We start from the raw sequence: 14,885 nt of genomic DNA, 5'->3' as shown, positions 1-14,885 counted from the left end.
CTAGATGGCCAGCTCGTTATCCAGAAACAAGTATCCCAGCAAATAAGCAAACAGGGGAGTCCAGATAAAATTAATAACAAGGCTGCTAACTGAAAATTTGAGATTGAAGAAAGCACTTTTAAGCTCGCCGATGTTTATACTTAAGAATAAGCCGTAAAGCATTACCATAAGCAAGAGTACAATAAAGCTCGATGCATATCTCTCCAAAATAGCCAAATTCCCCAATAATAATCCCAGTACAACTGCCAATAAAATGACACCTGTTTGGTATTTATTGATTTTTTCCATTTACTCTTCTGTAACCAATTCTTGTGAGGACTTGTCTGCTTTTTGATTCAGATTCCTCCATTGGAAAAAAACTATAATACCAAGTACGAGGAGCTGCGCCAGGATAGACTGTAAATTCGGGTAAATCCCCAATAGTTCTATACGGGGAGCAAAATCTATGGGTGAAATGGGGATGTAACCTGCTTCCTGAAAGGCCATAATTCCTTTGCCTGTTAAAACAATTGCCAGGGCTGCTACCATATAGGAAGCCAATTTGAAGAATTTTCCTACAGGTAGTTCTTTAGTAAATTTCAGAAACACGATTGTTATAATGGCTATTATAATAACGGAAGTCAATAAGGCCCAGTTAATAGCAGAATTTGCGACATCGGGATTGCTCAGTTTCAGTGATGAAAGAAACAGAACCACTTCAAAAGCTTCCCTAAACACCACGATGAACGAGAAAATCAACAAACCTATCATATTTCCGGTTTCAGAAATGCGGTTTATTTTATTTTTTATGAAGTGTTTCCACTTCGATATCTCAGAATGGGAATGAAGCCAAATACCTGCAAAGAGCAATACCAGTACAGCCAGAATAGCTCCAACACCTTCCATCAATTCTCTTGACGCACCGCTTAAATTGATAAGTTTATCTACAAAAAACCAACTCACCACACCAGTTAGTACTGCGAAAATCCATCCGGAATGGACGGCTATCACTGCGCGTTTGATTTTCATAGGTCTTAGAACACGGAGAATAATGAGGATAATAAGCAACGCTTCCAAGGCCTCCCTGATAAGGATTGATAATGCAGCACCATATATAAATGCAAAGGAATAATCCTTTTCTGCTAAAACAGTTTTGGCAGAGGTTATTTTTTCTTTAAGGGCATTATAATAATTTTCCGCACCTATTTTGTTGTTGTTTTGAAGTGCTTTTCGGTAAGCAATCATATCCCGCTCAATACCCCTCACTAATGAAGGCGCAGATGCACCCAATATATTCTCCACCAGCTCAACGCCTTCAAGGTAGGATGTCAAGGCATATTTTTCGGCAATTTTATTATTGCCTTTTTGAAATTCCTGATATGAAAGATCAAGGTTGGTCATAGCAACATTTAGAGGTTCAGGCCTTTCAGGTTCATAATTCCGCACCTGGCCAACTGTTATATTGCTGAAAGATTTATTCAAAAAATGTTGCAATTCTTCATCGTTCCATTTGCTGATGCTGTCAAGATGCAAATTGGAAGGCAATGGAGCTCTTGAAATTTCTTCATTGTGCTTTAGTGACAGCACGTAAAAAGATAAGTCCCAAAGCTCTTCTTCTGTAAGACGGTTGTAAGAAGCCATCCCCGTGCCCTCAATCCCCAATTTGATGACATTGTAAGCCTGAAGTGGGGACAACTGGGCTTCGTGGAAATTGGTCGGTGCAGGATTTAAATTTCCGGCTAAAGCTCCGTTCCCATATCCTTTGCCTCCGTGGCAGGATACGCAATTATTCTGGTACAGGGTGGCTCCATTCTTTAACGAGGGATAACGATTAGGTGTAATTTTTAAAATTCCAAGATCGAGAATTTTGTTTTTGATATTTAAAGCAATTGTAGAAATCGCTTCTGGATTTTTTTTGTCCGCAACAGCTTGTTGCAATTCCCGCAGGGGTTCATCAAGCTTTTCAAACCTGGTATTATTAATTGTCGGCAATAGATCCTGCTGAAGTGCAATGGATTTTTTTGCAAACTCGCTCATTTCGGCGAATTCAAACTCATTGATTATTTCGCCATTCTCCACCGCTACTGGATAATCCTTGGAAATGTAATCCAGGAGAGTCACCAAAGTGCGCAAATCTGTGTCATTAGCCGTATTTTGCGAAAACGTATTTATTGAAATGAAAATGACAAAGAAGAAGAATACCCTATATTTATTCATACTAAATCTAAATAAGGGCAAATATACAGTTCTGTGATTTTATAAAAAAATTTATAATCACTAATACAGATTTTTTTTTTTCGTTTAGCTCCAAAAGGATAATGGGATTCCTTTCGGTGCCTTAATCCGGTGGTACAAGATTTAATCCCTGGGGTTGTTAAAGAAAACTATCGGGTATTTCTTAATTTAAGTTATTGGTTATAGTATAAACAAACTTTAAAAAATTAACAGATGAAACATCCATGACAAGGGACTTGACACAAAGAAGAATGATTATTAACTTTGAGACAATTCCAAAGGGCGATTTTTACTGGAGGTTGAAATATCTTATTCAGGCCTTGAGCCATAGAAACCCCGAAGATGAAACTGCCCTCACACAGCTAAACACAAAGAAGTATTGCCTTGAGAAGGAACCTGAAATTTTCAAATTCTTAGCTGTATTTTTCTTACCAATTAGAGTTCCTGCTTTAGTGGGTAAGGGTACTTTTGTGATGGTTCCAGTTAGTAAAAATCCTACTTAATTGAAAAACTTCCGGATGGGAGTGTAATAATAGTTATTGTATTTGGAAGTTTTAGTTCCAATGCTCAGATTCAGAAAGTAGATCAGGAAGCGTTTGGAATGGACTGTGCCCCCTGTGCCTATGGTCTGGAACGCGGACTTAAAAATATGGAAGGTCTGGAAAGTGTAAAAGTGAGTCTTAATGACGGTAAAGCTTATTTAGATTTGGCAAAAAATAATGATTTGAGCCTTAGGCAGATCCAGGAAGAAGTGAATAAGAATGATTTTTCTGCTAAAAAAGCCGAAATTGTTATAAAAGGTACTCTCGTTGAACAGGATGGTAATTAAGCCAATTCAAACCGGGAAAGAAACTTTTACAATAGCTGAAGGAACTTCTACCAGCTTAAAACCCGGAATTGTAAAAGTGAAAGGAACAGTTCAGATGAAGAAGATGATAATTTGACTAATGAGTGGAAATTAAATATCATCCAGATTTATTAGCCACTAAAAACGTAGTAATAATGAACACTAATTAATGGCGGACTCCACATCGAGTCCGCCATATTTTTTTAAATTTTAGAAGTAGAATATTCTTTTCTGGTAACAATCTGATACACATAAAAGGAAAATATGTTTGGAAACTATAAAAACTAACGGATTACTAATCATTTACTTTATATGGCTATTTGTTATCATTTCTGAAAGTTAATTTAAATCATTAACCTAAATCTACCTGCCGGCTGGACAGGCTGGCTTTACTATTTCAGAGTTCAGTAAATCGATTATTAGTTATACGATACTCGGTAAATTACGCCATTGGTATCATCACTAACTAAAAGCGATCCATCGGGCAATTCTACCAAACCGGCTAACCTGGCGAATCGGGAAGTACCTTCCTCCATTAAAAAACCTTTTACAAAATCTTCAGCCTTTACAGGCTTCCCATTTTCGAAAGTTACTTTCATTATTTTGTGTCCGGAAGCTGGCCGTCTATTCCAGGATCCCCGAAAAGTTACCAGGGCAGTATTTTTATATTCCGAGGGAAACATTTTCCCTCTGTAAAACTTTAAATTCATTGGAGCGCTATGGGCTGTAAATAACATCTCCGGTTCTGTAGCTTTCTGCGCGTATTCTTTCCAGGTCATTTTTGGCGGTTCATCTGCCTTATTATATTTACCATCGTCGTAGATATACGGCCACCCATAATCAGCTCCCTCAGTGATACGATTTAATTCTTCTTTTTGTTCATCATCTCCCAGCCAGTCAATTCCGCTATCCATCCCAAAAAGTTCCCCCGTCTCAGGATGCCAGTCAAAACCAATGGTATTTCGCAGTCCCGATGCAAATATGGTTCTATTGCTCCCATCAGCATTAGTCCGTACTATAGTGGCATTTTCTTCCCGTGTTTCATCACAGGCGTTGCAGGTGCTTCCAATCGATATATATAGCATCCCATCTGGGCCAAAACCAATCGTGCGGTTGGGGTGCTGACCACCATCTGGTAGGTTCCCTATAATCTTTTCCAGTTCTCCAATAGTACCATCTTCTTTTAACTGTGCCCTGAAAACATCATTTACCGTAACAAGGTAAAACATATCTTCATGAAAAGCTACCCCATGCGCTCCTTCTTTAGTTACTACCGTTTGTTGATGGTCAGGTTTCCCGTCATCATTAGTATCCTTAAGCATCACTACGTCTCCCTCCCTTCGAGAAACATATATATTTCCCTGGGGGCTTACAGCCATCATTCTGGGTTCTCCCAGATTATCTGCGAATTTTTCTATTTTAAACCCCTGCGGTAATTGAAGTTGCGATATCCTCTCTTCGGTGGCCCCAACCATCTTAGGTTTATAAATATGTCCCGTAATATTTTCTGAAATAAGGCTATCCTTCTTTTGTGCCATGATTATACTCGTTGAAAGAAGGAGAAACAGTAAAGCTTTTTTCATAAGTGATTGATTTTCAAAATTTAAACTCATTAAAAATATAACATATGGTTTCGATGGATTGTTAATACATGGTTAAATGAAACTTATTTTTTTCATCATATAAGATTCTAATTGAGCTGTTCGACAGAGGAAAAAAAAATTTAAAACCAACTATATCCGCCTGTCCGGCTAGCAGTACCGTGGCGAAGCTATCGGGGAATTTTTAAGATTAAAAGTTTAAAAAAATTGAAACTAAACACCTGTTCGACGTTATCTTACCGTTCTAAAATAATAAAATCTGAGACCGGTAATAAATAATATTAGGGGGACAAACCCGGAGATAAAAACTAAAATTCTCCCCAGCATGCCTGCCATTTCTCCAATATGAATCGGATAAAATTGTGCTGCTATCTGTTCGCTAACCGGGTCGTCGTTAAAGGATGAGGAATAAATGGTATTACTATTATTATCTAATTTTAATTCCCTGGTTTTTCTTAGACCGGGGTTTATAAATCGGTTTTTGATATATCTAAATTGATACACTTCATTTCCATCTTGAGGAAAATAAATTGCCCGGAGTGCATATTGGTTGTCTGGAGTCTCCAATAAGTGCAGTATATCGATCCCGGTACCTGCTTCAATCTTTTTTTCAGGTTGTTTATTGCCTATAAAACCATCTATTAACTTCAAACCATCCTTATAGTAGCTGTTATAAGTAAAATATCCACCAGAAAAGGCCATTACAGCCAAAGGAAGGGAAAAAAATATTCCAAGTGACTTATGTACATCGTAGTTAAATCTTTTTCTATTTCGTTTCCATTTAATTTTAATTCCCTTTTTAAAATTTGATTTATACTTTTTCCACCATAGAAATAAACCGGAGGTAAGAAGAAACAAGAAAAATATAATAGCACTACTACCTACAATGTATTTGCCAATCTTAGGAATTCCAAGGCTTCGATGGATCTTCAACAAATCTTCAAACAATTTTATGGAAGCTGATTTTTTTCCTAAAGGTACTCCCGTCTCCGGGTGATAATAAAGGGTTTGACCATTCTTATAAATAATGGAAACCGTCTCCTGCTCTCGATAAGGTAGGAATATCTTTGCTATAGTATCTTTCTGACTCCTATAAAGTTCTGAGGAAGTTTTTAATAATGTCTTTTCCGAAAGAGTATTAGTAGATTCCCTTTGTAGTAAGCGTTGATTTAAGGCCGACGTTATTTCCGGCTGCCATACATACATGGAACCAGTAAGACCTGAAATGGATGCCAAAACCCCACATGTTATTCCTAAAAAAAGATGTACTTTCTTAACTATGTTTGAAAATGCTTTCAAGCAATAAATTTTAGTGTAAAATGGTAGTCGTTACTTCTGAATATCAATTCTTAATAACGACTACCACCCCTTTTAAAAATTATAAGTTACACCAAGACGGGCATTCGCTCCCTCCCCAGCTGTAGTAAAAGACCTTAATGGCGCCGCCCATTGAGATCTTGCCGGTAAATAATACTCATTAAGAAGGTTATTGATACCCAAGAAAACATCAATATTACTCTTAATTTGGTAGGTGGCCGTTAGATTTACCAGGGTATATCCATTTACAGGAAATTCCGTATGCCTAAAAGCATAATTTCCTTCCCCATCCTGAAAAGGAGAAAACCTGTTTCGATCTCCTAAACTCATAACATTCAATGAAGTATTAAACTGTTCTGTTGGCTTCCAGGTAACATAAGCCGTTAATTTTGGAGCAGAAATGACATCACCACCAACATAACTTAAATTATTTTCATCATCGTTTGGGTTTTTAAGCCCTTCCACATACGAATAAGAAGTCCCAATAAGTAGTTTATTGCTTGGGAGAGCATAATCTATTGCTACCTCTCCACCGAATATTTTCTGAGGTTGTTCAGAAGGTATAAACGAGTTTAGTTCATCACTAAATACAACACCAGTACCTAAATTAGAGGTACTGTAGTATCCTACAGCCTCTAAACGAAAATTATTAAATTTTGAAATAAACCCGAATTCATAGTTATTGGTAACTGCGGGCTCCAGTTGAATGTTGTCTATACTTTCAGCTCTTGCAGATCTTAAAATAGAACCTAAATCAGCTATGGAGAAACCCTGGGAATAACTAATGTAGGGAATGAATTCCTGATGTTCAATATACCGGACTCCCATATTAAATGCCAGATTATCGAACGCCAACTCTCCGCCCTGAACGGAGACCGAAGGATTAAAGTTACCATCTCCTTTAGGTGAATAGGGAAGTGTATTATAATTGGCAATATCCATTTTTAAATCATCGTATCGTAATCCAGCTTTAAAGGCCCATTTTTTATCTAGTTTTAAAGTGGTTTGTAAATACGGTGCTACGCTCATCAGTTCGATATTCGGCACCCAAAGCCTTCCATCTAACAGCCCCTGATTAGTCTTATCCCTTAAAAGATCCAGTCCATAGATCAGAGATATATTCATATCGCCATACAAATTGAACTGAGTATTAAAATTAGGTCTTAAGCCATACTTTTCTGAATTGATCACGGATTGCCCTCCGTCTTCGAATTTATCAGAATAAAAGAAAATACTTTTGGCTTTGGAATAATATAGATCGGTTTCAAAATCTGTGGTACCGGAGAAAATATTATTTAAATTGTATTTTAACCTCCCATTTATCAATTCGGAACCAGTTGGTTCCTGTCCAGGAATTGATCCTTCGATACCATAACCCGGTTCTAAAGAGTAATCCCCTTGGTCATTAAACACCTGAATATTTGCAAAAACCGGAATAAAAGGAGAATCCTGAAGTGATTTATAAAGATTCCCGTTAATGGTTATTTTTTGATTAGAAGAAAGGAGATATTCCAGTTTTCCATACGTGCTGTAAATATCGGTATTATCTAATCCATAAGTAGGAAGTAAGGGAATCCCTTCAGCATCGTATTTATTCCCGGTATGTTCTATACTTCCGCTTATATAGTAACTAAACTTATTAAATTGTCCGGAAAAGGATTGATATACCCCATATCCCAAGGCATCTTGGCTATTGGAAAGTTGGGAGGTTCCCCAAATATCAGTAGTGCCGCTCAATTTTTCTGAAGTGGTTGGATTTTTGGTGATATAATTGATAAAGCCTCCACTACCACCATTTCCAAATATTGAAGTAGCTCCTTTGATTACTTCAACTCTGCTTATATCGTTAGGATTAATACTTTTAATTCCCAATTGTCCATTACGTAGCGGGGTGGATTGAGGGATTCCATCTACCATAACGAGTAATGACCTACCTCTTAATGTTTGTCCCCAATTGGAAAATGTTCCTGTGCTTACAGCAAGACCGGGCACTGTATATGCTAGAATCTCGTTAATATTGGAGGAGATTTTAGTAAATTCCCGCAGCTTTTCTGAGTTCACCACAGTAACAGAAGCTGGAATTTCTGAAAGATATTCCGGGTTCCTGCTTGCAGAAATCACCACTTCATCCAAACTTCCATACGTATCCTGAAGGTTCACACTATAGGTTGTTAAGGAATCTCGTCCAATTTCTATAATTTGCTCTATAGTTTGATAACCCAACATTTTGACCGTTACCTTCCAGTTTCCAGGGGGAACCTCCTGGAGTTTATAAAACCCGTCAAAATTTGTAGTAGTTCCTTTTTGTAATTCCTCGATATAAATAGAGGCACCGGCAATAGGTTCATTTGTTTCATTTTTTATTTCCCCTTTTAATCCTGATTGGGAGAAAGCAGAGAGGCTTAAGGCCATTAAGGCGAGAAAAGTAATGTGTTTCATTATTCTTATTTAGATTTATTAAAAATAAATGCAAATATAGAAGCCTCTTTTAATTACACCAAGAAAATTTGATTTTTTTCAATGGAGTGGAGTGGAGTGATCACAGCCCTCTTGAAGATAATTGGTAGATTATTTTTTGATTTAATATAATGATTAAAAGCAATTTTTTACTCAAAAAGGATTGGCATAAAAAATATGATATTGGGAAACAACTAAAGTTACCATTCTATCCCTTTCTCAGTTTTTAATCGTTTCATTATGAAATGCTAAAATCCTATTATTTAACAATACCTGTTATCTGCGATGGATTTGTGGGCGGATGTATTTTTAATTATGATTTACAAATAGAGCAATTGGATTCTCCAATTAATTTGCCATCTTTATCAAACTCGTATTTACAACATTCATTGAATTTTTGTTTTAAAATATCTTTAGCTCTTCGTGTTCTAGCCTTGACATTTGTAAGACTTATTTCTAAGATTTCAGCCGCTTCCTTTTGTTTTAGTCCTTTGATATAAATCAATTCAATTATCTTTTTATAAATATCTGGTAGTTCATATACGAATTTATCAAAACAGCATATTGACTGATATTTTTCTAAAGCAGTTTCATTCTGTAAATTAACACTCGGTAAATAAACAGATTCTTTATTGAAGTAGTTTGCTATCTCGTTTCGAGCAATTTGAAAAATCCAGGCTCTTACTTTTTCATCATTCTCAAGTTGATGTAATTTTTTATGGATTTTTAAAAATGTATTTTGAAAAATATCATTTGTAGCACTTTCATTTTTTACTTTTTTGAGAATAAAGAAGAATAACTCTTCATTGAAATTGTGCCAAACTTTTTGAGTCTCCATAGTTCAAAAATAAATAAAGGTTAGCTTTTAAACCAACCTTTATTCAATTCAGCAACAATCGCATTTACCACATTCACATTTTGTACAAGGGCAATTGTTATCTAAACAATTTATGCAATTACATTTAGTGCAATCACAATTAGTACATTTACAATCATTCATACTTATAAATTTTATTGTTTACTACGGAGACCTTTAATTTTCTAAAAAGATACATTTAAATTGAATTTTCTTTTAAAATATGGCTGCAGACTCATGTTAAGCATTTTATTGACTAAGCTTTGCGCCTGGAACATTTTCTCCAACTTCTCTAAAAAACTGAGAAATTTTAAGCCTTCTGCTTCGTAATATTGTAATTATCCGAAAGATAAACTAATCATGCTACCCCGAGCAGCCCACTCCATTAGTTAAAAAAGCATATCATTCTTAAAAATAGGTGCTAAAACCTAGGTACCAGGTGGCCGTTTTTGTGGCTGGATTATTTAAAATGTCATTCTGCCACTGATAACGATAATTCAACCTTAAAACCGTTGCAGGTGACGGTCTAAAACTTATGGAAGGAGTAACCGCAATTAAATCATCCCCTATATTTGTATTAGTTTGAGTGAAGTTACCAATATTAAAATCAACATAATCTGTCCGAGCGGAGACGTTTAAGGATGCATTTTCCCAACCGAACATTTTCTTTTGCAACACTGGTTGAACTACATCCAGAAAAAATCCTGCTTGTTTATTTCCAAACTGTTGCGTAAATGTTTTTGGCACATCCACCCACACATAAGCGCCTTCTCCAACAATATAAGTGCCGGTTGATTCAATAGTAGTGCTAAGATCAATAGCGAAGACATCCACCCTCCTATTCTTTTCATCTATCTGTAGTCCATCTTCCATTACACGATTGTATGTACCGCCCATATAAGAAAAACCAACCTCACCTATATTTCTATTTCCTATAGCGAGTTTTGTAGTAATTAAAGGGTCACCGCTGAAATTTTCTTCAAAACGCTCTTCATTTTCTTTAACGGATGAAAGAGAGGTTCGATCTTTTGAATTATTAATTATACTATTGTCAAATCCATTTGAGAGGTATGCTTCATATCCGATAATCCAATCTCCAGTATTTGTTTTACCATACATTCCAAAACCTGCATTAGAAAAAGTGGCGGGTAGTAATTTTACTGCCACATCAGGTCTTTCTACAAACTCCCATTTAGGACCATCGTGATTTTGATTAAAAGCACCGATTGGATTCAAGATTATTCCACCTCGTAAATTGAGAAGAGGATCAAAGGAGATATCCATAGCAGCAAATTCTATGGCAATCTCTTTACCTCCCTCTTCAAACTCTACTTCCGTTAAAAATTTAATTCTTTTGTTAATTGAGGCAGACAGAAATAATGTTAAACGTCGTGCTTGAAAAGATAATCCTTCTGTCAATCCATCTTCCACTGCATATATCGAATTGGCTTCAAGATATCCCCCAATAGATACCGGAGCTTTATTTATTGTTAGAGCTGGTCGATTGTATACCGCATCCATGTTAAGTTGAGTATCTGTTGTATCTGACTTCGTTCTTTTAAGTATATCATCCTCGTTTTGGGCTATTAAATTTCCACTGAGGGTGAACAATATTAAGGTAATGATCAAATAATTAGGAGAATAAAATATAGATGTTTTCATCGTCTGTTTTCGTTGGAAATGTTTTTAGTTTTTGTTCAGCAGGTCCTTGTAATACGGTTCCTTCATTGGAAAATTGGCTTCCATGGCAAGGACAACTATAGATACCCCCACCAACATTAAGCTCGCACCCTCGATGAGTGCATTTTAGTAAGGAAGCTATATAGTCTTCACCAACTTTATATAGACAAATAGGGAATCTGTATTTGTTATTTTGTATAAGGACAAACTCTCTTTTAGACACCTTGTTATTTTTTTCAAGAATAAACTCATGCTTCGCTATGGTTAACTTATCTACCTCTTCCTTTGCTGTAGCATAGTAAATTCCACTGCATGAATGTAAAAAACCTAAACTTGGTATTGTTATAGCAACAGAGGAAAGGGTTTGGATAAATTTTTTTCTTTTCATCATAATGAATTTATAAATTCAAGTAGTTGCTTTTTTTCCTGATTCGATAGGGCATTGAACTCATCCCTTGAATTTTTGGCTTCACCGCCATGCATCAAAATGGCTTCCTCAATACTTCTTGCCCTGCCATCATGTAAAAGAAACAAACCTCCTCCTTGTGAGTTTTCAGAAAGGCCAATTCCCCATAGCGGAGGGGTTCTCCATTCGGATGTTTCAGCAAAACCTTCGGTATATCCATCGTCCAGACCAGGACCCATATCATGAAGTAGTAAATCTGTATAGGGATGAAATCCTTTATTAGATAGTGCTTCGATAGGCGAATATCCCGTTTTCATGCTTGGGGTATGGCAGGCAGCACATTGAATTCGGGAAAAAATTTGTTTGCCAGATACAACATCAGGATCATTTTGATTTCGAGGTATCGGAGCTTTTAAGGTTTTTAAATAAAAAACCACCTCGTTAACTACCTGAGTACTGATTTCCGGGTCCTCTTCCAGCCCGCTATAAGGATCTATAGGTTCAAATAATGATGTAATACCTATATCTTGATTATACGCACCTACTGTTTGATGCAATAAGTCATAACTAATTGCCTTTTTACCAAACCTAAAAATATATTTACCTCCACGTGAAATACTATTTGGCCGAATTTGAACATATTCAGGAGGATATGCGAAATGAGCTCTACCACTTATTCCGTCGCCATTCTCATCATAAGGATCGGCTAGAGAAAGTATACTTTCATCTGGAACAGCATCCAAAAAACCTAATCCTGTGACCGCAGGCGCAACCAAGGTTGTGAAGGGTGCTCCTGGAGGTAGCTTTTCAGGCTGAAACCCCTGAATTGCTTTATTCTGTAATTGATTTTTACCATCCCCAAAGTCTGCAAAAGGATTTCCTAAAGTATCACTTTGACCGAATCTTATAAATTGATTAAACGGGTGACCTTTACCATCCCCAGAATGACAACTAACACAGCTAGTACCTACGAAAACGGGGCCGAGTCCAGTTTCTGCGGTAAATACTTCATCATTGAACGCTATATCCCCATTCAAGAACTGAATCTGCTCTTCAACTGATAATCCTTCTACAGGGCCATCAAGAAGTTCATTTTCCTTTGGAGGAACAGGACCATATTCATCAGCTAATTTTTCACAGGATGTAAAAAAAGCGATAAAAATAATTAGACTTAACCATTCTATTTTCATTACCTAAAATATTATTTAGACAAATCTAAAATTTATTTTTTAATAATCTAAATATTGAAAGTTATTATCTTAAGAATATATTTTTAAAGTTGTAGGAATATATAGTATTAAGCTTCTTAAAAGATTTACCAACGGCGAAAACCTCGTTTGTACGTTTAAAGTTTCTAACTTGGAAGCTTTGTATTTACTCCTATGAGACAGCCTACCTATTAGGAGTATTATGAAGGTTCTCAATAATATGAGTATAATTCTGGTCGCCCCTCCTTTAGAAGTACTTGAATTGAAATACCAGAGAACTCCCGATTCCTTATATTACAGGGAATCGGTTTTTAATTGAAGTATTTTGTTTACAAAAGGTCAATTTTCTACGCCTCTTAAAACTTCAACTTTTAAAAAGAAAAATAATGAATTCCATAGAATCATTAGATTAAGAAAAAGTTGGTAGGTAAACATTTTTAAATAATCAGGGCTTATGAATAAAGTCTTTTAAGACAAAAAAATACAATAAAAATGATGCAATGACCAAAAGGATTAATGAAAAAATTCCAAAAAGCTTTTCTTTTTTAGTTATTTTATTCCGGGAAGATTTTTGACCCTTCTTCTTTCTTCTATTTCTCCTATATTTTGACATTTTTCTTCTACACTTTCTTTTGGGTAAATTGCAAACTTATCGCTTTAAAAAGGGTTTATTCCCTCTAATTAGATAAAAATTCATTGTACTGTAGTCTTACAATTGCCTTAATTTAGGGCACCTAGGATACCATAGGAATATTTCACAAATAATTCTGTGGTCTTACTGAAGGTATGAAGCTCAGGAATTCAGTTAATTTCTAAAAAATAGTGACTTCATAAACTTAAAAATGCAGATTTGTTTTCAATCCTACTATCATTTTAAAATAAGTACAGGAACTTCTGATTTGAAAATCATTTTCCGTCTCAGCCCCAGTTCAGTTAGTTTTTCTATAAAGGCATGTTTCCTGTAAAGTAGCGCCAAAATATCTATGGCATTATCTTTCAAAAAACCGGTTATTTTATCTTCAGTTTTCCCTTCGGAAAAAAGGTGAACAGAAATATTCTGTAGATTAAAAAACTCCTCATAATAGTTTTTTATCTCCTGTTCTTTAATAACTTCATCTTTACTTTTAGCAAAATGAAATATAAAAAGGCGCGCGTTAAATGCCTTTAATAGATCAGCCAGAACCTTTAGTTCCCTATCAGGTTTCAGATTATCTGAATCCAGCGCCAGACAAATTCTTTTTAAACCAAAAGTTTCTAAATCTTCAGGTACAACCAGCACAGGGCAGGGTACATCCTTGCTCACTTTTTCACTGGTAGTTCCTGCAAGGTAACCTTCTACCTCACCTGCACCTTCTGTCCCCATAATTATCAAACCTGCTTTTTCTTCTGTTGCTAATTGATAAATTATATCTGAAGGTCTTCCTGGGGCTACCATACTCTTATATTTTATTGTCGCCAGACGTGGAAAATTTTCGAGAAATTCCAGCATTTTTTCTTTGTACAATTTCTGATAAGAACTAAAGTTGTCGGGAACCGGATAAACTATAGCCCCGTATCCGGCATATTGATAACCTTCAGAATAGGCATGAACAAAGATAATTTCTGAATTTAAAGATTCGGCCACCTTTATGGCATACTCAACTCCAATTTTGGAACTTTGACTAAAATCAATCGGAACTATTATTTTCATGGTTTTTTAATTTTAATTATACATTCAGTTTTTCAATTAATTGTTTAAATAAAAGCTTTATTGTTTAATCCACTTTTTGGCAATCTCCTTTTCCTCTAAGTCAAAATATTTTACTTCAGCATTGGTAAAAGGTTTCATGAACTTTGTAATCCAGTCCTGCCATTTTTTATCACCTACCATGGCGATTTTTTCATAATCTTTTGCGTGGGCAGTATCCATTTTTAGATCTTCCCACAGGCCTGGAAAATCCCAGCCGGTAAAATTCTCCATTTCAAAATACCAGCGTACGTTTAATCCTTTGTCCAAAATAGCATGAATAATGGGATGTACCTTCTCAATATCCATTTCGGATAAATCTCCCGATGCTCTGGTTGCAATAATATTATCTCCTGAAATCTCTATAATTTGTAACATATCTATTTTTATTAATTATTAACCGCCTAAATCGTAAAACCATTCTTCAGCTTTCATAATTCCTTCTTTTATGGCATTTCCCTTAGTATAATTCTTTTCTATAACCAGACTTTTAGCAATTTCCAGGGCTTTTTGCTTCACTGCAGGATGGAGGCCATCCAAACTGGTTTTAAATTCTTCAAAGGTCCATTCCAT

Annotated in this window: 14 protein-coding genes; 2 read left to right on the top strand and 12 right to left on the bottom strand. The window is 35.8% G+C overall.

From position 1 onward, the window contains the following. Positions 1 to 288, bottom strand: coding sequence for a sodium/bile acid symporter family protein (locus tag INR75_RS07735; RefSeq protein WP_013073428.1), 288 nt, complete (start codon positions 286 to 288; stop codon positions 1 to 3). Next, positions 289 to 2,196, bottom strand: coding sequence for an FTR1 family protein (locus tag INR75_RS07730; RefSeq protein WP_057482991.1), 1,908 nt, complete (start codon positions 2,194 to 2,196; stop codon positions 289 to 291). 242 nt (positions 2,197 to 2,438) lie between these two features. Here INR75_RS07730 and INR75_RS07725 point away from each other — a divergent pair, with 242 nt between their 5' ends. Both INR75_RS07725 and INR75_RS20430 read left to right on the top strand, forming a co-directional pair. Then, the gene (locus tag INR75_RS07725; RefSeq protein WP_041579146.1) at positions 2,439 to 2,717 is read left to right on the top strand and encodes a hypothetical protein; all 279 of its coding nucleotides are present in this window, start codon (positions 2,439 to 2,441) and stop codon (positions 2,715 to 2,717) included. Positions 2,718 to 2,815: 98 nt separating this feature from the next. After that, the gene (locus INR75_RS20430) at positions 2,816 to 3,043 is read left to right on the top strand and encodes a heavy-metal-associated domain-containing protein (protein WP_229792205.1); all 228 of its coding nucleotides are present in this window, start codon (positions 2,816 to 2,818) and stop codon (positions 3,041 to 3,043) included. A gap of 437 nt (positions 3,044 to 3,480) precedes the next feature. Here the strand turns inward: INR75_RS20430 and INR75_RS07715 are convergent, their stop codons facing one another. The 10 genes from INR75_RS07715 to INR75_RS07670 all read right to left on the bottom strand — a co-directional run bounded on the left by INR75_RS07715 (position 3,481) and on the right by INR75_RS07670 (position 14,885). Beyond that, positions 3,481 to 4,599 (bottom strand): sorbosone dehydrogenase family protein, encoded by a 1,119-nt coding sequence (locus INR75_RS07715; RefSeq protein WP_201765797.1) that lies wholly within the window; start codon positions 4,597 to 4,599, stop codon positions 3,481 to 3,483. A gap of 294 nt (positions 4,600 to 4,893) precedes the next feature. After that, positions 4,894 to 5,961 (bottom strand): PepSY domain-containing protein, encoded by a 1,068-nt coding sequence (locus tag INR75_RS07710; RefSeq protein WP_013073433.1) that lies wholly within the window; start codon positions 5,959 to 5,961, stop codon positions 4,894 to 4,896. Positions 5,962 to 6,033: 72 nt separating this feature from the next. Next, positions 6,034 to 8,418, bottom strand: a complete 2,385-nt coding sequence (locus INR75_RS07705) for a TonB-dependent receptor (protein WP_041579150.1) — start codon at positions 8,416 to 8,418, stop codon at positions 6,034 to 6,036. 331 nt (positions 8,419 to 8,749) lie between these two features. Beyond that, positions 8,750 to 9,274 carry a sigma-70 family RNA polymerase sigma factor gene (locus tag INR75_RS07700; protein WP_013073435.1) on the bottom strand — a complete coding sequence of 175 codons (525 nt, stop codon included), beginning with the start codon at positions 9,272 to 9,274 and terminating at the stop codon, positions 8,750 to 8,752. Between the two features lie 426 nt (positions 9,275 to 9,700). Further along, positions 9,701 to 10,954, bottom strand: a complete 1,254-nt coding sequence (locus INR75_RS07695) for a hypothetical protein (protein ID WP_037317188.1) — start codon at positions 10,952 to 10,954, stop codon at positions 9,701 to 9,703. Further along, positions 10,926 to 11,363, bottom strand: coding sequence for a ubiquinol-cytochrome c reductase iron-sulfur subunit (locus INR75_RS07690; protein WP_013073437.1), 438 nt, complete (start codon positions 11,361 to 11,363; stop codon positions 10,926 to 10,928). The genes INR75_RS07695 and INR75_RS07690 overlap by 29 nt, the downstream gene beginning before the upstream one ends. Beyond that, positions 11,360 to 12,568 (bottom strand): di-heme oxidoredictase family protein, encoded by a 1,209-nt coding sequence (locus INR75_RS07685; RefSeq protein ID WP_013073438.1) that lies wholly within the window; start codon positions 12,566 to 12,568, stop codon positions 11,360 to 11,362. The genes INR75_RS07690 and INR75_RS07685 overlap by 4 nt, the downstream gene beginning before the upstream one ends. 886 nt (positions 12,569 to 13,454) lie before the next feature. Further along, positions 13,455 to 14,276, bottom strand: a complete 822-nt coding sequence (locus INR75_RS07680; protein ID WP_013073440.1) for a universal stress protein — start codon at positions 14,274 to 14,276, stop codon at positions 13,455 to 13,457. A 57-nt stretch (positions 14,277 to 14,333) separates the two neighbouring features. Next, positions 14,334 to 14,690 (bottom strand): STAS/SEC14 domain-containing protein, encoded by a 357-nt coding sequence (locus tag INR75_RS07675; RefSeq protein WP_008615606.1) that lies wholly within the window; start codon positions 14,688 to 14,690, stop codon positions 14,334 to 14,336. An 18-nt stretch (positions 14,691 to 14,708) separates the two neighbouring features. Next, positions 14,709 to 14,885, bottom strand: coding sequence for a hypothetical protein (locus INR75_RS07670; protein WP_013073441.1), 177 nt, complete (start codon positions 14,883 to 14,885; stop codon positions 14,709 to 14,711).

The sequence above is a fragment of the Zunongwangia sp. SCSIO 43204 genome, assembly GCF_019904275.1.
GTDB classification, from domain to species: Bacteria; Bacteroidota; Bacteroidia; order Flavobacteriales; family Flavobacteriaceae; genus Zunongwangia; species Zunongwangia mangrovi.
Note: the sequence above shows the minus strand (reverse complement) of the source record. Positions and strands in the feature narration are given on the sequence as shown.